This is a genomic window from Lentzea sp. DG1S-22 (assembly GCF_036321065.1).
GTDB lineage: Bacteria > Actinomycetota > Actinomycetes > Mycobacteriales > Pseudonocardiaceae > Lentzea > Lentzea jiangxiensis.
Map to the genome: position 1 here is coordinate 260,234 of NZ_CP143276.1, position 17,818 is coordinate 278,051.

Annotated in this window: 17 protein-coding genes and 1 pseudogene; 10 read left to right on the plus strand and 8 right to left on the minus strand. The window is 73.0% G+C overall.

The window, feature by feature from the left end; genetic code table 11:
- Positions 1–47: 47 nt before the first annotated feature.
- Positions 48–887, plus strand: a complete 840-nt coding sequence (locus V1227_RS01250) for an SDR family NAD(P)-dependent oxidoreductase (protein WP_329790541.1) — start codon at positions 48–50, stop codon at positions 885–887.
- On the opposite strand, the gene V1227_RS01255 is transcribed toward V1227_RS01250, so the two are convergent.
- On the minus strand, positions 871–3,207 hold the full coding sequence (locus tag V1227_RS01255; protein ID WP_329790542.1) for a transketolase-like TK C-terminal-containing protein: 2,337 nt from the start codon (positions 3,205–3,207) through the stop codon (positions 871–873). The genes V1227_RS01250 and V1227_RS01255 overlap by 17 nt on opposite strands.
- Before the next feature lie 130 nt (positions 3,208–3,337).
- Between V1227_RS01255 and V1227_RS01260 the strand changes: the two genes are divergently transcribed.
- Positions 3,338–3,802 carry an Lrp/AsnC family transcriptional regulator gene (locus V1227_RS01260; protein ID WP_329790543.1) on the plus strand — a complete coding sequence of 155 codons (465 nt, stop codon included), beginning with the start codon at positions 3,338–3,340 and terminating at the stop codon, positions 3,800–3,802.
- Positions 3,803–4,214: 412 nt separating this feature from the next.
- On the opposite strand, the gene V1227_RS01265 is transcribed toward V1227_RS01260, so the two are convergent.
- Positions 4,215–4,766: a DivIVA domain-containing protein gene (locus V1227_RS01265; RefSeq protein WP_329790544.1), complete on the minus strand. Its 552-nt coding sequence runs from the start codon at positions 4,764–4,766 to the stop codon at positions 4,215–4,217.
- Positions 4,767–4,862: 96 nt separating this feature from the next.
- Between V1227_RS01265 and V1227_RS01270 the strand changes: the two genes are divergently transcribed.
- The 4 genes from V1227_RS01270 to V1227_RS01285 all read left to right on the plus strand — a co-directional run bounded on the left by V1227_RS01270 (position 4,863) and on the right by V1227_RS01285 (position 9,300).
- Positions 4,863–5,231 (plus strand): YchJ family protein, encoded by a 369-nt coding sequence (locus tag V1227_RS01270; RefSeq protein WP_329790545.1) that lies wholly within the window; start codon positions 4,863–4,865, stop codon positions 5,229–5,231.
- The gene (locus tag V1227_RS01275; protein WP_329790546.1) at positions 5,228–5,905 is read left to right on the plus strand and encodes a hypothetical protein; all 678 of its coding nucleotides are present in this window, start codon (positions 5,228–5,230) and stop codon (positions 5,903–5,905) included. The genes V1227_RS01270 and V1227_RS01275 overlap by 4 nt, the downstream gene beginning before the upstream one ends.
- 120 nt (positions 5,906–6,025) lie before the next feature.
- The gene (locus tag V1227_RS01280; protein ID WP_329790547.1) at positions 6,026–8,449 is read left to right on the plus strand and encodes a hypothetical protein; all 2,424 of its coding nucleotides are present in this window, start codon (positions 6,026–6,028) and stop codon (positions 8,447–8,449) included.
- 44 nt (positions 8,450–8,493) lie between these two features.
- A complete protein-coding gene (locus tag V1227_RS01285) occupies positions 8,494–9,300 on the plus strand; it encodes a carboxylesterase family protein (RefSeq protein WP_329790548.1) in 807 nt (268 codons plus the stop codon).
- On the opposite strand, the gene V1227_RS01290 is transcribed toward V1227_RS01285, so the two are convergent.
- A complete protein-coding gene (locus tag V1227_RS01290) occupies positions 9,297–10,301 on the minus strand; it encodes a GDSL-type esterase/lipase family protein (protein WP_329790549.1) in 1,005 nt (334 codons plus the stop codon). The two genes, V1227_RS01285 and V1227_RS01290, sit on opposite strands and share 4 nt — an antisense overlap.
- Before the next feature lie 163 nt (positions 10,302–10,464).
- Here V1227_RS01290 and V1227_RS01295 point away from each other — a divergent pair, with 163 nt between their 5' ends.
- Positions 10,465–11,427 (plus strand): GlxA family transcriptional regulator, encoded by a 963-nt coding sequence (locus V1227_RS01295; protein WP_329790550.1) that lies wholly within the window; start codon positions 10,465–10,467, stop codon positions 11,425–11,427.
- On the plus strand, positions 11,427–12,047 hold the full coding sequence (locus tag V1227_RS01300) for a DJ-1/PfpI family protein (RefSeq protein WP_329790551.1): 621 nt from the start codon (positions 11,427–11,429) through the stop codon (positions 12,045–12,047). The genes V1227_RS01295 and V1227_RS01300 overlap by 1 nt, the downstream gene beginning before the upstream one ends.
- Here V1227_RS01300 and V1227_RS01305 read toward each other — a convergent pair.
- Together V1227_RS01305 and V1227_RS01310 are read right to left on the minus strand one after the other, a co-directional pair.
- The gene (locus V1227_RS01305; protein ID WP_236221211.1) at positions 12,033–12,677 is read right to left on the minus strand and encodes a response regulator; all 645 of its coding nucleotides are present in this window, start codon (positions 12,675–12,677) and stop codon (positions 12,033–12,035) included. The genes V1227_RS01300 and V1227_RS01305 overlap by 15 nt on opposite strands.
- Positions 12,674–13,723, minus strand: a complete 1,050-nt coding sequence (locus V1227_RS01310; RefSeq protein ID WP_329790552.1) for a sensor histidine kinase — start codon at positions 13,721–13,723, stop codon at positions 12,674–12,676. Before V1227_RS01310 ends, V1227_RS01305 begins: the two co-directional genes overlap by 4 nt.
- Positions 13,724–13,822: 99 nt before the next feature.
- Between V1227_RS01310 and V1227_RS01315 the strand changes: the two genes are divergently transcribed.
- Both V1227_RS01315 and V1227_RS01320 read left to right on the plus strand, forming a co-directional pair.
- Positions 13,823–14,683, plus strand: coding sequence for an ABC transporter ATP-binding protein (locus V1227_RS01315; RefSeq protein WP_329790553.1), 861 nt, complete (start codon positions 13,823–13,825; stop codon positions 14,681–14,683).
- Positions 14,683–15,498, plus strand: coding sequence for a hypothetical protein (locus V1227_RS01320; RefSeq protein ID WP_329790554.1), 816 nt, complete (start codon positions 14,683–14,685; stop codon positions 15,496–15,498). Before V1227_RS01315 ends, V1227_RS01320 begins: the two co-directional genes overlap by 1 nt.
- A gap of 61 nt (positions 15,499–15,559) precedes the next feature.
- On the opposite strand, the pseudogene V1227_RS01325 reads toward V1227_RS01320, so the two are convergent.
- The 3 genes and pseudogenes from V1227_RS01325 to V1227_RS01335 all read right to left on the minus strand — a co-directional run.
- Positions 15,560–15,747, minus strand: a pseudogene (locus V1227_RS01325) (NAD-dependent epimerase/dehydratase family protein); the annotation flags it as partial.
- Between the two features lie 46 nt (positions 15,748–15,793).
- Positions 15,794–17,092, minus strand: a complete 1,299-nt coding sequence (locus V1227_RS01330; protein ID WP_329790555.1) for a HAMP domain-containing sensor histidine kinase — start codon at positions 17,090–17,092, stop codon at positions 15,794–15,796.
- On the minus strand, positions 17,089–17,760 hold the full coding sequence (locus tag V1227_RS01335; RefSeq protein ID WP_329790556.1) for a response regulator transcription factor: 672 nt from the start codon (positions 17,758–17,760) through the stop codon (positions 17,089–17,091). Before V1227_RS01335 ends, V1227_RS01330 begins: the two co-directional genes overlap by 4 nt.
- Between the last annotated feature and the right edge of the window lie 58 nt (positions 17,761–17,818).

Here is a 17,818-nt window from a genome sequence, read left to right on the forward strand (position 1 = left end):
GAGTCTCGAAGTATCGTGCTAGCGTCGATGCTTCGAGACTCGAAACAATGGAGGAACCTGTGAGCTACCGGGGTGTGACCTCGCTCGTCACCGGCGCGTCGAAGGGGCTGGGCCGGGCGTACGCGCTGGAGCTGGCGCGGCGGGGAGCACGGGTGGTGGTGCTGGCGCGGTCGGAGGCCGGCCTGCGCGCGCTGGCGGCCGAGGTCCGGGAGCGGCACGGCGTGGAGGTGGAGGTGGTCGTCGCCGACCTCACGGCGCCGGACGGGCCCGATCGGGTGCTGGAGGAGCTGCGCGAGCGCGGGCTGAGCGTCGACCTGCTGGTCAACAACGCCGGCGCGGGCAGCGCGGGCCCGTTCCTCGAGCGCCCGCTGGGTCCGCAGCTGACGTCCGTGGCGCTCAACGTGGACGGCCTGCTCGCGCTGACCCACGCGATCGGCGGAGAGCTGGTCTCACGCGGGTCCGGCGGCATCATCAACGTGTCGTCCATCGCGGCGTTCCAGCCGATGCCGTACCAGGCGACCTACGCGGCGACGAAGGCGTTCGTGCTGTCGTTCACCGAGGCGCTGGCCGAAGAGCTGCGCGGCACCGGGGTGCACGTCATGGCCGTGCACCCCGGGGCGGTCGCGACCGGGTTCTTCGACGGCACGACCGCCACGATCCACCCGATCGCGGACACGCCGGAGACCGTCGCCGCCCGCTCCCTCGACGACTACGAGCGGCGGCGTGCGGCCTCCTACCCGGGCCGGGCGCTGACCAAGGTGGTGAACCGGGCCATGACCTGGCCCTCCCGCGTGCTGCCGCGCACCGCGGCGACCCGCGCCGCCCGTGCGCTGAACCGCAAGCTGGGCCTGCACGAGGTGGTGGACGTGGTCACGCCCTCCCGGTGACGTCGAGCGCCGCGCCGACGATGCTGCCGGTGTCGATGCCGTGGGCGCGGTAGGTGCTGTCCAGGTCGCCGGACTGGCCGAACGCGGTGACGCCCAGGTGCACCGCGCCGCGCCCGGTCACGCCCGCGAGGAACGCGAGCGTGTGCGGGTGGCCGTCGAGCACGGTGACCAGCGGCGCCGCGCGGCCGGCAGGGAACAGCGAGTCGAGGATCCACGTCGGCGCGTCGCCACGGCCGGCGCGGGCCTGGACGGCGCGGAACAGCAGGTCCGGGCTCGTCAGGCAGAGGACGTCCGCGGCCAGGCCGAGAGCTTCGAGCCGTTCCGCCGCCTTGAGCGCTTCCGGCACGAGAGCGCCCATCGTGACGATGGTGACGTCGGGTGTGTTCGCGGTGCGGCGCAAGGCATAGCCGCCCGCGACGACCTGGCGCCGGCGGCGTTCGCGGGCGGCGGGGTCGGCCGGCACCGCCGCGAGCGTCTGGTCGACCGGGCGGGTCGACAGCCGCAGGTAGGCCGAGGAGCCGCCGGGACGTCCCAGCCGGCCCAGCGCGGCCAGGAGGCACCACTCGGTGTCGAGCGCGAACGCCGGTTCCCACGTGGTGCAACCCGGTTGCTCGATGCCGATGGACGGCGTGGTGATCGACTGGTGCGCACCGCCCTCGGGCGCCAGCGTGACGCCGGACGGCGTGCCGACCAGGATCGACTGCCCGCCCGCGTAGAGGCCGAACGACCACGGCTCCAGCGCGCGGGTCACGAACGGGTCGTAGAGCACGCCGATCGGCAGGAGTGGCTGGCCCCAACGGCTCCAGGTCGCGCCGAGCTCACCCAGGAGCCCGACGAGGTTGGTCTCCGCGATGCCGAGCTCGACGTGCCGCCCGGTCGGCCGTTCCCGCCAGTGCAGGATCGTCTCCGCGTCGTCCTCGAACCAGTCGACGCCCTCGTCGGTCGACCAGATGCCGACCTTGTTGACCCAGCCGCCGAGGTTGGTGCTGGAGCTGACGTCCGGCGACACGGTGACGACCCGCGCGCCGGCCTCGGGGGCGGCGCGGTTCAGGTCGAGCAGCGTGCGGCCCAGAGCCGACTGCGTGGTGGCGGTGCCGGACGGCGTGCGGCCCAGATCGGCGGGCACGGCGGGGGGTTCCGCGATCTCGACGGGGGCGCGGCGCAGCCGCCCGGCGGCCCGTTCGCAGGCGAGGTGTTCGGCACTTCCGGCGGGGAACCGTTGCCACGGCTGGGAAGCGGACGTCCCGCAGCGCGCCGCCAGCTCCTCGAACTGCGCTCCGGTCAGCAGCGCCGAGTGGTTCTGCGGGTGCCCGGCGGTCGGCAGCCCGTGGCCCTTCACCGTGTAGGCGATGATCACCGTGGGCCGGGTGTCGTCGATCGCGTGGAACGCGGCCCGCAGCGCCTCGTGGTCGTGCCCGCCGAGCCCGCGCACCGCGCCGGTGAGCTGCTCGTCGTCGAGGTCTCCCAGCAAAGCGGCGATGCTCGCGGCGTCGGAACCCTTGCCGGGCAACAGCGAACGCAGCTTGTCCGGCGTGTGCCGCAGCAGGCGCTGGTACTCCGCGTTGGTCATGGTGTCGATCCGCTCGCGCAACGCCGCCCCGCCGGGACGCGTGAACAGCTCCTCCAGCGCGGCGCCGTACTTGACCGTGATCACCTGCCAGCCCGCCGCGGTGAACAGCGCCCGCGACCGGTCCGCGCCGAGCACGGGCGTGACGCGGTCGAGCGACTGGCGGTTGAAGTCCACGATCCAGACGATCTCGCCGAGGTGCTGGACCATCGGGTCGAGGACCGCCTCCCAGCACGCGCCCTCGTCCAGCTCGGCGTCCCCGACCAGCGAGTACTGCCGGCCGAGCGGCTGCTCGGCGAAGTGCGCGCCCACGTACCGCCGCGACAGCGCGCCCCAGATCGGCGCCGTCGCCCCGATGCCGACCGAGCCCGTGGAGTAGTCGGCGGGCGCCGGGTCCTTCGTGCGCGACGGGTAGGCCTGCAGCCCGCCGAACTCGCGCAGCGTCGTCAGCTGCCGCTCGTCGAGCTGCCCGAGCAGGAACTCGATGGCGTGCAGCACGGGGGAGGCGTGCGGTTTGACCGACACCCGGTCCTCCGGCCGCAGGTGCTCGAACCACAGCGCGGTCATGATGCTCGTGATCGAGGCGCTCGACGCCTGGTGCCCGCCGACCTTGAGCCCGCTCGTGTTGCGCCGCACGCGGTTCGCGTGGTCCACGATCGCCGTCGACAGCCACAACACCCGCTGCTCCACGGCCCGCAGCACGTCCAGGCCGGTCGTCGGGGCCGCGCTCGCGGCGGTGCTCAGCGTCGTCATGCGACGAAGTGGAACCAGCGGCTCGTTTTCGCCGCAAGTATCACGCGCGGTTTGGCTCGTTTCGAGCACTTTTCCGTCGTCCGAGGCCCGCTGCGCGAGGGAAAAGAGCGCGGCGGACTACAGTTCCGGCGTGGCCGACTCCGGGACGCTCGACGACCTCGACCGCGCGATCCTCGCGTTGCTGATCGAGGACGGTCGCCGCTCCCTCGTGGACATCGCCGAGCGCGTCAGCCTGTCGCCCGCCCCGGTGAAGCGGCGCGTCGAACGCCTGGAACGGCTCGGCGTGATCACCGGCTACACCGCGCTCGTCGACCACGGCAAGCTCGGCGCGGGCCTCGAGGCGTTCGTGGAGCTGCGGTTCGCGGGCGACACCAGCGTCGAGGAGGTCACCGACGCCCTGATGCGCATCCCCGAGGTGCAGGAGATCGTCACCGTCGCGGGCGACCCGGACGCGCTGGCGCGGGTGCGGCTCGACAACGTGGCGCACCTGCGCGAGGTCATCGACCGGATGCGCGAGGGTGGCCGGGTGATAGGCACCAAGACGCTGATGGTGGTGGGGCGCAAGCGGCGGGGGTCGGGCGGCGGCTGGCGCTGAGCGCACCGCGGCGGCTCGCAGCTGCGTGGAGCGCACCATCACCGGACTTCGGCGCGACGCACGCTCCCGGACGGCGATGGCGTGGACCGAATCCGCTGCGGCTGGGGTGGCCGACCGGCTCAGCGCGAGCGGCGGGGGCGGGCGGCGGCTCGCGCTGAGCGCACCGCGGCGGCCGGCGCTGAGTGCACTGCGTGGCCCGCGGCTGTCCGAAGCGCACCACCACCTGGCTTCGGCGCGACGCGTCTGCCGCACGCTCCCGGACGGCGTGGGGCGCGACCGAACCCGTTGTGGCCGACCGGCTCACGCGAGCGGCGGGGGCCGGGTGGCGGCTCGCGCTGAGCGCACCACCCGGCCCCTGGCGGCCGGCCCGGCGCAGCCACCTCACGTGGCCCGCCGGGCTCGTCGTGGGTGACTACTCGATGTGCAGGTTCCGCACCTTGGCCTCGGCGACGATGCGTTCCGCCTCGTCCCGGGCGACGCTGCGCAGCTCGGCCAGGGCGCGCATCGCCTCGGCCCGGCGGGCCGACATCGCGAGGCGGAAGTCCTCGCGGACGCTCTCCCGCTTCGCGGCGGCCTCCTCGTCGAGCCTGCGGGCGCGCTGCTCCGCCTCGCCCACGATCATCAGGGCCTTGAGCTGGGCGTCCCTGATGACGTCCCGGCGTTCCTCCTCGGCCAGGGCGACCATGCGGGCGAGCCGCTCGGGCAGGCCCTTCGGGTCGATCGGCGTGAGGCAGATCCGGTGCAGGCCGTCCTGCAGGGCGGCGTTCTCCTCCTGGACCGCCGTCAACCTGGTGGCCAGGGCGTCCGCCCGTGCCTCCGACGCGTCGCGGTCGGCGGTGACCAGGCGCAGCTCGGCCTCCAGTTCGGCGACGTAGTCGTCCACCTCGTCGCGGTCGTAGCCGCGCCAGCGCAGCCCGAACCACGTGCGCAGCGGTATGAGCTCAGTCCTGCTGTCGACACCCACCAGCCGTCTCCTCCGCCTCCCGCGAGTCAGTCCTGCCAAGGGGTACGTATGAGGCACGCCATCGGTTCTAACGGGTTCACCAGGCATGATGGGCACGTGAACACCAAACTGTGCCCGTGCGGCACCGGCCGGTCCTATGTGGACTGCTGCGGTGCGCTGCACTCCGGAGCCCGCAAGGCGGCCACCGCCGAGCAGCTGATGCGGTCGCGCTACAGCGCTTTCGCCGTGTCCGACGAGGACTACCTGCTGCGCACGTGGGCCGCGAAGCACCGCCCCTCCAGCGCCGGGATCGACTCGACCGACCGCTGGCTCAAGCTCGAGATCCTGGCCACCGAGAACGGCGGGCTGCTGCAGAACGAGGGCGTCGTGGAGTTCCGGGCGCACTACGTCGGAGGCGTGGTGCACGAGCGGAGCAGGTTCGTCCGGGAGAACGGCCAGTGGGTGTACGCGGAGGGCCTCGAATGAGCACGGTGACGGTCGCGGGCAGGTTCAACGGGCCGCCCGGGATGGGCAACGGCGGCTACTCGGCGGGTCTGCTCGCCGCGCACGTCGCGGCCCCGGCCGTGAGCGTCCGCCTGCGCAAGCCGGTGCCGCTCGACCGCGAGCTGCGGGTCCGCGACGGGCAGCTGCTCGACGGCGAGACCGTGATCGCGTCGGCCGAGCCCGCCACGCTCGCCCTCGAGGTGCCCGCCGCGCCGGCGATCGACGAGGCCCTCAAGGCGTCCGCGAAGGTGCCGTGGCGCGACAAGCACCCGTTCCCGACGTGCTTCGGCTGCGGTCCCGGCCGCGAGGACGGCATCGCGGCGCTGCTCGGGCCGCTCGACGGCCGCGACGAGTGGGCCGGGGTGTGGCGGCCCTCCGACGCGCTGCCGAACGACGGCGAGCACGTGCTGCCCGAGATCGTCTGGGCGGCGCTCGACTGCCCGTCCGCCCAGCCCGTCGCCCCGGACGGGGGACCGGCGTTCGTGCTCGGCACGTTCGTGGCGCAGGTGGAGAAGCCCGTCGCGCTCGGCGTCGACCACGTGCTCCTTGCGTGGGAACTCGGCCGGGAGGGGCGCAAGGCGTACTCCGCGTCCGCCATCATCGGTCCCGACGGGGTGTGTGGCAGGGCGCACGCCGTCTGGGTGTCGATCGGATGACCCCAAATAACCCGACTGGGTGAGAAGGGGTGCGGCGCGTCTTGATAGCGTGCACCCCCGTTGCCCGATTGAGCCGAAAGGGCGAGTGACCGGGATGGCACGGAGGTGATCAGGCGCTTGATGGGCCGACGTGCCGCCGCCCATGGCGACCAGCAAACACAGACCCAGGCTTCTGGCCAGAGCAGTTTCGGGGTTCAGACCATCACGAGCACCGACCAGGACCTGGACCTGTACCCCGTCGAGCAGCCCCCGGCAGCGGCAGCACCAGCGGCGCCGCAGCCGGAGCCGGTACCCCAGAGGACGCCGTTCGCGGCGAACTTCGTCGGGGCGACGCTCGTCGTTTCCGCTCAGGAGGGCCCGAGCCAGGGCGCCACGGGCCTCGCCCGCGCGCTGCCCGCCGACCGCGGCAGGACCGTGGTCGTGGTCGACTTCCCCGGCGGGGACCAAAGCACCTTCTGGCCGCACGTCGTGACCGCGCTCAGCGGCCGCGGGCCCATCCGGCTCGCGGTGTCGCACGCGGGCACGATGCGCCCGACCGCGCCCGCGCAGTGGCTCGCCGAGCAGCTGCAGACCGAGGTCGTCGCGCCGGACGGCGTGCTGACCACGGTGCCCGGTGCCGCGTTCGTCGTGGGCACCCAGGGCTACGGCAGCTGGGTGCGGTTCCAGCCGAACGCGTCACCGATGCCGTTCGGCCGCCGTTTCCCGGTGCCGCAGTGGGAGGCGATGGACCCGAACTCGCCGTGGCCCACGGGGGAGGTCGGCATCTCCGAGCCCATCCCGTCCGGGCTGTGGCTGCGCGCGCAGCAGCCGCCGTTCGACCCCACCGCCCAGGACTCGCGGCCGATCGTGGCGCTGCCGTGCCGCGACAACGTGCTGACGGTCGTCGTCGGCGGTCCCGGCCAGTCCGCGATCCCGGTCGACGAGGTGTGCCGCCTCATGACCGCGCTGCCCCAGGCGGCCCGGTCACGCGTGCGGCTCGTGCCGTACGGCATCGACGCCGGTCTGGGCAGCCTCGTCGCCGACCAGCTCGGCGAGCCGATCGCGATGTTCACCGGCCTGCCGGTCGGCAACCTGCGCGGCGGCGGTCCCGCCGTCATCGCGGTCGACCCGCGCGGCCAGCAGACGTGGCGGCCGTTCGTGACCGAGGTGCTGTGCGTGCCGAACGAGTCCGTGCCCGTCGTGTCGGGCTACCGGACCCCCGTACCGGGCCTGTCCGAGGTCTCGCCGGGCGTGTTCGCGCTCGGCGACGGCGTCGTGCTGGAGGTCGTGCCCTCGGGCCTGTGGGTGCGCGAGCAGGACGAGCCGTACAACGCGGCCGAGGTGCGCTCTCAGCCCGTTGACCCCGAGTGGGCACGTCTGACCGTCGGCACGCCTGGGCGCACGACGCCCGGCGCGGTTGCGGTGCACGGCGCTGCTCTCGTGGAACGCCTCGAGCCCGAAGTGCGCAAGCTGCTGCGTTTGGTGTTCTGCGACTCCAAGGTCTCACCGCCGCCTCCGCCCGCTCCTCCGCCCGCTCCGGCGCAGATCGCCTCGTCGACCAGCACCGCGGCGCACGCGTTGTCGACCCGTGACTCGTCGGACAACGGCACCGGCTTCTTCACCGCCGTGACGCCCGTCGAGCCCGAACCGGACCGCCCCGCGTACGCGAGCATGGACGCCGGCCCGGCGATCGCGACCGTGACGTCGCACGCGCTGGACGACCCGGACGAGGCCGCCTTCCCGTCCGACGACCCGGACTACGCCCCCGTGCGCTTCCGCGTCGACGGCCCGCTGCCGCTGCAACCGCTGGCGCTGTGGGAATCGTTCGCGGAGGTCTCCGCCGACCGCGAGACGGTCGACCCGGACCACAGCAGCTCCGACGCCGAACGCGACACGGTCCGCCGCGCCCTGGGCGAACGCTACGGCGTGCACGCGGCCACGGTCTGCCGCCTGCTCGCCCAGCGCCCGGACGCCGAGGAGGACCCGGCCGCGTTCGAAGCGATGGTCACCGACCTCACGGCACTCCTCGCGTGCGTGTCGCAAGACGAAGAAATGGTCGTCGACACGCTCCGAATGGGCCGCCTCGGCCGGTTGCGCCCGTACGTCGCCTGCATCATCTCGGGCCTGAACCGCCTGCCCGTGCACAACGGCGTGGTGACCGTGTGGGGCATGAGCGGCCAAACCGGCCCGCGCCGCTACCGCCACGGCGAGGTCGTGGTCGAACACGGCCTGCTGGACGCCATCGCCAATCCGACCTCGCGCATAGAGGGCGCCACGGAGTACCTGCTGTGGTCGGTCACCGGCCGCCGCGTCGAGGTGTCCGACCGCGTCGCCGTCGCCACCGAGGAACGCGTGGTCTTCGCACCCGGCACCCCGTTCCGCGTGCTGGCGGTGGCCGCGGCGGAGGGCGACCACCCGCAGCAGGTGCTGCTGCAGGAGGTGGCCGGAGCCGCGGCGGAGCAGGAGATCGCGGGGATGCGGCCGAGCGTGCTGTCGCAGCTGGAGCGGGCGGCGGCGAACCTGCGCGTCCTGCCGGTGTCGCACCAGGTGACGGTGGAGGCCTGACCGCCCACCTGGGCATCCGCTACGCCGAACCGCCCGTCGGCCCGTTGCGCGTCCACCCGCCGGTGGACCGCGACGGCGAGCCGACCGGCGGGTTCGGCGACGCCCACACCCTGAACGTCTGGTCCACGGCGGACCGGGACGCCCCGGTCCTGCTGTGGGTCCACGGCGGCGCGAACACCGTCGGCTCCTCCTCCCAGCCGGAGTACGCGGGCGACCACCTGGCCTCGCTGGGCGTCGTCTTCGTCAGCTGCAACTACCGGCTGGCCGAAGACGGCTACGGCGCCCTCGACGGCGTCCGGCACAACCGCGGCCTGCTCGACGTCGTCTCCGCACTGCGGTGGATCCGGCGCAACATCAGGGCCTACGGCGGCAACCCCGGCAACGTCACCGTCGCCGGCCAGTCCTCGGGAGCCCAGACGGTCGCCGCCCTCATGGTGATGCCGGCGGCGCGAGGCCTGTTCCACAAAGCCGTCGTCCACAGCCTCGCCGGCAGGTTCTTCACCCCGGAGGAAGCACGGGAAACCCAGCGCCGGGCCGACCCGGGAGTCGTGCTCTACCAACCGGTCGTGGACGGCGACACCCTCCCGCGCAGCCCGCTGGAGGGCCCCTACGGGGTCGAGCTGATGGTCTGCCACACGGCGGACGAGGACGAAGAGCTGTTCCGGGAACCCACGAGGAGGCTGGCCGAGGAGCACGGCCACGCCTTCAGGTCGGTTTACGCGCGCACTCCGGCCCACCACGGCGCCGACGTGCCGGACATGTTCCGCGGCGACATCGCCGAGGCCTGGGCGAGGTTCGCCCGCGACGGAAACCCGGGCTGGCCGCGAGAAGACCTGAAGACCTGGACCTAGCTCTCCGTCGAGAGTCCGAGCGACCCGTCGAGCCGAGGCACGCAGGCACCGGCGCGCTCGTCCGCCGCCAGGAACTCCGTCAGGCACCGGGCGATCTGCTCGTGGCCGCGGGCGTTGGGGTGGAACGACTCCTGCAGCGCGTGCGAGGAGCGCCGCTGGTCGGTCAGGCCCTCCCAGTCGACCGACAGGCGGGTGAACCACTCGGTGCCCGGGTCGTCGCCGCCCGCGCACGCCTCGTGGCCCTCGCCGGCGCGGGAGAGGTCGAGGAAGCGGGCGCCCACCTCCGACGCGGCGGTGCGCAGGCCGTTCGACAGTTCCGGCACGGCCTCCTCGACGACCCACTCCAGGTCCGTGGTGCGCAGCGGGCAGCCGGAGAGGTTCTGCAGGGAGCGCGGCATCTTCGGGGACACCGGGGCGGCGTACGACTGCACGACGAGCTGGTACTCCGAGTCGAGGTAGCCCGAGTCGCGCATGGTCTGGCGGACGGCGCTGAGGGTGTTCTCGACCTTGGGGACCATCCGCTTCACGCGCTTGGTCCACTCCGGGGCGACGGCGGACGTGCAGTCGCTGCGCTTGCCCCACGCCTCGAAGCACTTGTTCAGGATCTCGGAGAAGCGCGGGTCGTCGTTCGCGCCGATGGCCACGACGATCGCGACGACGCGGTGCGAGCCCGCTACCTCGCGCAGGCGGGGGAGCTGTTCGTTGCGCAGCTTGTCGGAGTTCGCGCCCGAGCAGGCGAGGTTGAACCGCCGGTCGGCCTCGACGCCGGCCTTCATGATCTCGGCCCCGCGCGAGCGGTGGCACCAGTTGCCGCCGTCCTCGCCGTCGGTGCCCGGCTCGTAGTCGCCGGCGCCCTCGCCGGACATCGTGCTGTCGCCGAGCGCCACGACCGCGGTCCTCGTCTCGCGGTCGGGGGCGGACGGCGGCGGGAACGGGTGGTCGCTCACGACCAGCACGATCGCGAGCAGGCCGATGGCGGCAAGGGTGAGCACTTTGCGCATCGCGGACCAGTTTACCGGGAATGCGAGCCCCGGCCCGCTGGTCCGGCCACGTCCTCTGTGGACGACCGGGTGGGCGGTGGGCGGGCTCGGTGCAGGCGTACGTGGCCGAATGCGAGGGCGAGAGGGCGTTGCCGCCTCAGCGGGGGATGAGGAAAGTGGAGGTGTGGGGAATCTGAGGGAGATAGTCGTGGTCGGCTACGACCACACGGCGTTGCTGGACCTCGCGGGGCCCGTCGAGGTCTTCCAGGCCGCGAACCACGGCGAGCGGCGCTACGAGGTCACGGTCGCCACGCTCGGGGGAAGACCGTTCACCGCGACGGCGGGGGTGCGCGTCGAGGCGGGCGCGGACCTGCTGACGCTGGACCGCCCGATCGACACGCTGCTGGTCGTCGGCGGCTGGGGCTACGACGACGCGGCGTCCGACGCGGTGCTCACGTCGCACCTGCGGCGGCTCGCGCTGAGATCGCGCCGGGTCGCGGGCGTCTGCACGGGGGCCGTGGTCCTGGCCGGCGCCGGGCTGCTCGAGGGCAAGAAGGCGACCACGCACTGGGCGTTCACCGGGGAGCTGGAGAACCGCGGGGTCGAGGTGGAACCGGACGCGATCTTCGTCTGCGACGGGCAGGTGGCCACGTCGGCGGGGGTGACGGCGGGCATCGACCTCGCGCTCGCCATGGTGGAGCAGGACCACGGGCCCGCCCTGGCCCGCCGGATCGCGCAGTACCTGGTCGTCTTCCTGCAGCGCTCGGGCGGCCAGTCGCAGTTCAGCGTGCACACCCGCGCGAAACCGGTGCGGGACGGCTCGCTGCGCGCGTTGCTCGACGACATCCACGCCGACCCGGCCAGGGAGTGGACGGTGCCGGTCATGGCGCGCAAGGCCATGATGAGCGTGCGGCACTTCGCCCGCGTCTTCTCCCGCAACGTGGGCGTCTCGCCCGCCCAGTACGTCGAACGGGCCAGGGTGGAGGCCGCCGCCGACCGGCTGGCCAGCACCGCCGACCCGCTCGACCTCGTCGCCCGCCAGTCGGGGTTCGGCTCGGCCGAGACCCTGCGCCGGGCCTTCCTGCGCGTGCTCGGCGTGTCGCCGGGCAGCTACCGCGCCCGCTTCCGGACCACCGGGGTTGCCTGATGGACGCCACTTTCGTGCTCTACCCGAACATGACCGCGCTCGACTTCGTCGGCCCGTACGAGGTGATCGCCAGTGTGCCGGTGGTCACCGCCCGGTTCGTCGCCGCGACGCTCGACCCGGTGAAGTCCGACAACGGCCTCGTCGTGACGCCCACCGACACGTTCGACTCGCTCAAGGCGACCGACATCGTCGTGGTGCCCGGCTCCGGGCACTGGAAGGAGGTGCTGGCGGACTCCGGCGGCGTCGTCGAGTGGCTGCGGGAGGTCCACCCGACGACGAAGTGGACGACGTCGGTGTGCACCGGCTCGACGCTGCTCGCCGAAGCGGGCCTGGTGTCGAGGGCGACGACGCACTGGGCCGCGCGCGAGGACCTCGAGGTGCGCGGGGTGGAGGTCAGCACCGACCGGGTCGTGTTCGACGGCAAGGTCGTGAGCGGCGCGGGCGTCTCCGCGGGCATCGACATGGCGTTGCGGCTGGTCGAGGCCGAGTTCGGCGAGGTGGTCTCGCAGGCGGTGCAGGTCGGCATCGAGTACGACCCGCAGCCGCCGCGGTCCTACGACTCGATCCCGCCCGAGATCGCGCAGGGCCTCAGGACCGCGTTCGAGTCACGTCAGGCCTGACTGCACGGCGAAGACGACGAGCTGGGCGCGGTCGCGCGCGCCCAGCTTCACCATCGCCCGCGACACGTGCGTGCGCACCGTCGCGGGCGAGATCACCAGCGTGGCCGCGATCTCGTCGTTGGACGCGCCGGACGCCACGTGCCGCATGATCTCCCGCTCGCGTTCGGTCAGCCTGTCGAGGTGCGGCACGGGCCGCGCCGACGCGCCGGACGCGAACCGGTCGATCACCCGGCGCGTGACGGACGGCGAGAGCAACGACCCGCCGTCGGCCACCACGTGCACGGCGCGCAGCAGGTCGGCGGGGTCGGAGTCCTTCACCAGGAACCCGGACGCGCCCGTCCGCAGCGCCTCGAACACGTACTCGTCGAGGTCGAACGTCGTGAGCACGACGATCTTGACGCCGGCGCAGGCGGGATCGGCGGAGACGCGGCGCAGCACCTCCAGGCCGTCCATCAGCGGCATGCGGATGTCGAGGAACACCACGTCCGGCTTCACCGACCGGATCAGCGCCAGCGCCTCGCGCCCGTCGGCGGCCTCGCCCGCGAACCGCACGCCGTCCTCGGTCTCGATCAACGTCCGCAGCCCCATCCGGACCAGCGGCTGGTCGTCGGCCACCACCACGCGAATCATGACGGCAACGGTATCCGTGCGATGACCGAGAAACCGTGCGCTCCGTCGACCTCCAGCGTGCCGCCGAGGGCCTCCGCCCGCGAGCGCATGCCCGTGATGCCGTGGCCCTCGACGACCGTTCCCGGTGTGCCGGTGTCGGTCACGTGCACGACGACCTCGCCCCGCACGGCGTAGACGCGCACGGACGCCGTGACGCCGGGAGCGGAGTGCCGCAGCACGTTCGTCAGCGACTCCTGCACGATCCGGTACACGGCCAGCTGGTGGCCCTCCGGCAGGTCGAGCGGGTCGACCTCCACCGACACGTCGAGCCCTGCCTCGCGCATCCGGGAGGCCAGCGCCGGGACGTCGGCCGGCGTGATCGTCGGCGTCAGCGGCGCCGAGCCGCGCAGGGTGTCCAGTTCGGACCGCAGGCCGTCCAGGGCCTCCTTCGCCGTGCCGCGGATGGCCTCCAGCGACGCGCGGGCCTTCACGGGGTCCCTGTCCAGCACGTACAGCGCCACGCCCGCCTGCATCGCGATCACCGAGAGGCCGTGGCCGACGACGTCGTGGACCTCCTGGGCGAGCCGCAGCCGTTCGGAGATCACCACGCGTTCCCGGACGTCCACAGCGGACTTCCGGCGCAGCTTCACCAGCACACCGGCGGCGCCGGGCAGCAGGATCCAGCCCGCGCACCAGGTGATCCACGAGGTCACGGAGTCGTTCCACCACGGCAGGATCGCGAGTGCGTAGACCAGCGCCGAGGCGGCGGCGAGCTCGACGCGGGAGTACACCGCGACCGCGTACACCGCCGCCACGCCGCTCACGAGGATCGGGCCGAACGGGTAGCCCTGCGCGAGGTAGACCGCGATGGAGAGGACCGAGATCCCGACAGTCCACAACGGACGGACCGAGCGGAGCAGCAGTCCGGCGGCCGCGGTGGTGATGAGCACGTGGGCGAGGACGTCGAGCGGCTCCGCGCCCTGCAGCCGCGCGGCGAACCGCGTCCCGGCGAGGCCGAAGACCAGCAGCGCCACCGTCAGCGCCACGTCCTGCCACCTGATCCGCATGCCACCGACCCTACGACCGGGACCGTACGCAGATGTGCGTATCTTCGTGACGCTCCCGTGCGGACGACCCGGCGCGCTCGCGGGCCCACCGTTGAGCCCATGATCGTGACAACGGAGAAGCTGACGAAGCGCTACGGCGGCCGCGCCGTGGTGGACGAGGTCAGTCTGTCCGTGCGGCGGGGCGAGGTCTACGGGTTCCTCGGTCCCAACGGCGCGGGCAAGACGACCACGATCCGCATGCTGCTGGGGCTCGTGAAGCCGACCGGCGGCACCGCTCGCGTGCTGGGCGAGGCACCGGGCACCCCGAAGGCGTTGCTGCAGGTCGGGTCGCTCATCGAAGGACCCGGCTTCTACCCGTACCTGTCCGGCCGCGACAACCTGCGGGTGCACGCGGCCCGCCGCGGCCTCGCCGGGACCCACGTCGAGGCCGCGCTGGAACAGGTCGACCTGGTGGGCGCCGCGGGGCAGAGGTTCCGCCGGTACTCGCTCGGCATGAAGCAACGGCTCGGCGTCGCCGCCGCCCTGCTCGGCCGGCCGGAGCTGTTGATCCTCGACGAGCCGACCAACGGCCTCGACCCGGCGGGCATGGCCGACATGCGCGACCTCGTGCGGGCGCTGGCGGCGCAGGGGCAGACGGTGCTGCTGTCGAGCCACCTGCTCGGCGAGGTCGAGGAGATCTGCGACCGCGTCGGCGTGATCGCGAACGGCAGGCTCGTCGCGGAGAGCACCGTCGAGCAGTTGCGCGGCGACACCGTGCTGCTGGTCCGCGCCGACCCGGTCGAGAAGGCGCACGTGCTGATCGAGGGCAGCTCTCTGCACGGTGACGTGCTGCACGTGCGGGAGGCCGACGCGGCCTCGCTGGTGCGGACGCTGGTGCACGCCGACGTGGACGTGCGGGAGGTCCGGCCCCTGCGCCGGACGCTGGAAGAGGTCTTCTTCGAGATGACGGGGGCAGCCTGATGGGCACCGTGAAGGCGGAGCTGCTGCGGTTGTGGAAGTGGCCGGCCACGTGGGTGCTGATCGGAGTCTGGCTGGTGATGACGCTGACGTTCGGCTACGTGTTCAACTACCTCGCGTTGAACGGCGGCACGAACACCCGCGACCTCTCGCAGCAGCAGCTGATCAGCTCGATGCAGCCGGAGAACGTCGGCGCGGCGGTCGTGCGCGGCCTGCCGATGTTCGGCGGCGCGATCGTCCTGGTGCTCGCGGCGCTGGCGGTCGGCAGCGGCTACGGCTGGGGCACCTGGAAGACCACGCTGACCGCCGGCCCGCGCCGGGTGTCGGCGATGGCGGGCACCCTGGGGGCGCTGGCGGTCGTCGTGGTCGTCCTGGTGGCGCTGACCTTCGTGGCCGACCTCGGCGCGGCGATCACGGTGGCCTCGCTGCAGGGCTGGGACTGGAGCCTGCCGGGCTGGTCCGCGGTGGAGGCCCTCGGCGCCTCACTGCTGATCGCCGCGATGTGGACGGCGTTCGGCGTCTTCCTCGGCGTCGCCACCAAGGGGCCCGCGCTGGCCGTCGGTCTCGGGCTGATGTGGGCGATCGTGACCGAGAACCTCCTGCGGGGCGTGGGTTCCCTGCTCGGACCGGTCGAGTCGCTGACCGGGGCCCTGCCCGGTGGCTCCGCCGGCAACCTCGCCGGCGCCGTCGGCGGATCGGGTGCTCCCGGCGTGCTGAACGACCTGAGCGGCACGACCGCGGCGCTGTTCCTCGTGGGGTACGTGGTGTTCTTCGCGGGCGCGGCGACGCTGCTGAAGGTGCGCCGCGATCTCGTGTAGGGCCACGGCGGCCCAGATCACACCGAGCACGACCGCGACTCCGGTGGGGTGGTCGCGGTCGTGCGGTCCCGGGGTCGACGCCGTGCCCGACCATCGCCGCCTGGTGGCAGACGGCGTCCACTGTGAACAGAAGTGGCCGCAGGACCTCGGGGGAGGTCACGTCGCCGACGACCGTGGCCCCTGGGAGGTCAGCTCGTCCGCGACGTGCGACCCGATGAACCCGGCCCCGCCGGTGATCAGTACTCGCATGCACCGACCGCAGGGCCGCCGCACGCGGCGGTGCGCGGTCGAGAGGTCAGCCGTCAGAACTCCGTAAGACCATCTCCACCACGAACCGGCTGCCGCACGGCGAGCGGTCCTCCACCCACACCCGCCCGCCCAGCCGGCGAACGTGCTCGCGCACCAGCGCCAGCCCGAGACCGCTGCCCGAGGCGTCACCGGCCCTACCGCGCGCGAACCGTTCGAAGATCTCCTCCCGCAACGGTTCCGGCACACCGGGCCCGGCGTCCTCGACCACCAGCCGCACCGACGAGCCCCGAGGCCGCACGGACACCAGCACCGCGCCGTCCGCGTGCCGCTCGGCGTTGTCCAGCAGGTTCGTCAGCACCCGGTCGAGCCGGCGCCGGTCGCCGAGCACGACCGCGGGCTCCAGGTCCAGCGCGACCGGCGCGCGGGTCGCAACGACGTTGCGCACCAACGCGTCCAGCGCGACCCGGCCGGGCGGGTCGTCGACCTGGTCGGCGCGCGAGATCTCCAGCAGGTCCGCGACCATCCGCGCGAACCGGTCGACCTCCGAGGCCAGCAGCTCCAGCGCGGTTCCCGCGGTGCCGGGCAGGCGGTGGCAGCGGCGGCGCAGCACCGCGGCCGCGTTCACCATCGTCGTCAACGGCGACCGCAGCTCGTGCGAGACGTCCGAGACGAACCTGGCGTCCCGCAACGCCCTGCGCTCCAGCGCCTCGGCAGCCGCGTTCACCCGCGCCGCCAGCGCCGCGAGGTCCGGGTCGTCCTGGCGGGGCAGGCGGGCGCGGAGATCACCGTCCGCGATCCTGCCCGCCGCGGAGCTCAGCTCCGCCAGCGGTGTCAGCGCCCGCCTCGCCGCCCACGAGCCCAGCGCGGCACCGAGCAGCGCGGAGCCGGCCGTGCCGGCGACCAGCGCGGCCCGCAGCACGGCGAGCGTCCCGTCGAGCTGCCGCAGCCCGGACACCTCGACGTAGACACCGCCCGCCAGCGGTCGAGCGACGGCGAGCACGGGCAGGCCGTCCACGGTGATCCACGCGCTGCCCGGCGGGTGGCGCAGCAGTCGTGGTGGCAGCGCGGACGGCTCCACCGCGCGGCCCGCCGTCACCACGCCCGCCGGGCCCACCACGAGGATCGACGAGTCGGGGCCGGCGAGGAGCTCGGCGAGGGCGGAGGAGGTCGGCGACCCGCCGGCCAGCCGGGCGTGGGCCTCGGCCTCGCGCAGCGCACCCGCCTCCCGTTGTCGCAGCAGGGAACCGGAGACGAGGGTCCAGGTGGTGAACGCCAGCACGCCCGTGACGAGCAGCAGGCCGAGACCGGACAGGAGGGTGACGCGACGGCGCAGCGTGAGCCTCACGAGCCGATCCGGTAGCCCGCGCCGCGCACGGTCAGCAACAGCGAGGGGTCGTCCGGATCGGCCTCGACCTTGCGGCGCAGCCTTCTCATGTGCACGTCGAGCAACCGCGTGTCACCGAAGTAGTCGTATCCCCAGACCTTCCGCAGCAACTGCTCCCTGGTGACGATTCGGCCGCCCGCACCAGCGAGTTCCAGCAACAGCCGGAATTCCGTTCTGGTGAGGTGAACGCGTTCGCCCGCACGGTGCACGAGACCTTCCTGCGGACGGATTTCCAGCTCTCCGACCCGAACGGCTTCGCGGTTCGGTCCGCGTCGGCGCAACAACGCGCGAACCCGTGCCGCGAGAACGTTCGCCAACAACGGTTTCGTGACGTAGTCGTCCGCCCCCGACTCCAGTCCGGCGATCACGTCCCCGGGGTCGGTGCGCGCCGTGACGACGATTATCGGCAGGTCACCGCGGGTGCGGAGGATCCGCACGACCTCCAGCCCGCCGATGCCCGGCAGGGTGAGGTCGACCAGCACCACGTCGAACGACCCCTCTTCCGAGCGCAGCACCCCCTCTTCACCCGAACTCGCCTCGTCGACGGTGAAACCCTCGTCGGACAAGGCGAGGCTCAGCGCCTGCCGGATTCGCTCGTCGTCTTCGACCAGCAGGACCCGTACGCACACGACGACTCCACTGTGTGAGAGCCGCGGCGACGGCGCCTCACACAGTGGAGTGAAAGTC

Excerpts from the sequence above, each read along its gene's own strand:
- V1227_RS01250 (WP_329790541.1), top strand. The coding sequence starts at position 48 with ATGGAGGAACCTGTGAGCTACCGGGGTGTGACCTCGCTCGTCACCGGC.
- V1227_RS01255 (WP_329790542.1), bottom strand. The coding sequence starts at position 3,207 with ATGACGACGCTGAGCACCGCCGCGAGCGCGGCCCCGACGACCGGCCTG.
- V1227_RS01275 (WP_329790546.1), top strand. The coding sequence starts at position 5,228 with ATGAGCACGGTGACGGTCGCGGGCAGGTTCAACGGGCCGCCCGGGATG.
- V1227_RS01280 (WP_329790547.1), top strand. The coding sequence starts at position 6,026 with ATGGGCCGACGTGCCGCCGCCCATGGCGACCAGCAAACACAGACCCAG.
- V1227_RS01290 (WP_329790549.1), bottom strand. The coding sequence starts at position 10,301 with ATGCGCAAAGTGCTCACCCTTGCCGCCATCGGCCTGCTCGCGATCGTG.
- V1227_RS01300 (WP_329790551.1), top strand. The coding sequence starts at position 11,427 with ATGGACGCCACTTTCGTGCTCTACCCGAACATGACCGCGCTCGACTTC.
- V1227_RS01305 (WP_236221211.1), bottom strand. The coding sequence starts at position 12,677 with ATGATTCGCGTGGTGGTGGCCGACGACCAGCCGCTGGTCCGGATGGGG.
- V1227_RS01310 (WP_329790552.1), bottom strand. The coding sequence starts at position 13,723 with ATGCGGATCAGGTGGCAGGACGTGGCGCTGACGGTGGCGCTGCTGGTC.
- V1227_RS01315 (WP_329790553.1), top strand. The coding sequence starts at position 13,823 with ATGATCGTGACAACGGAGAAGCTGACGAAGCGCTACGGCGGCCGCGCC.
- V1227_RS01320 (WP_329790554.1), top strand. The coding sequence starts at position 14,683 with ATGGGCACCGTGAAGGCGGAGCTGCTGCGGTTGTGGAAGTGGCCGGCC.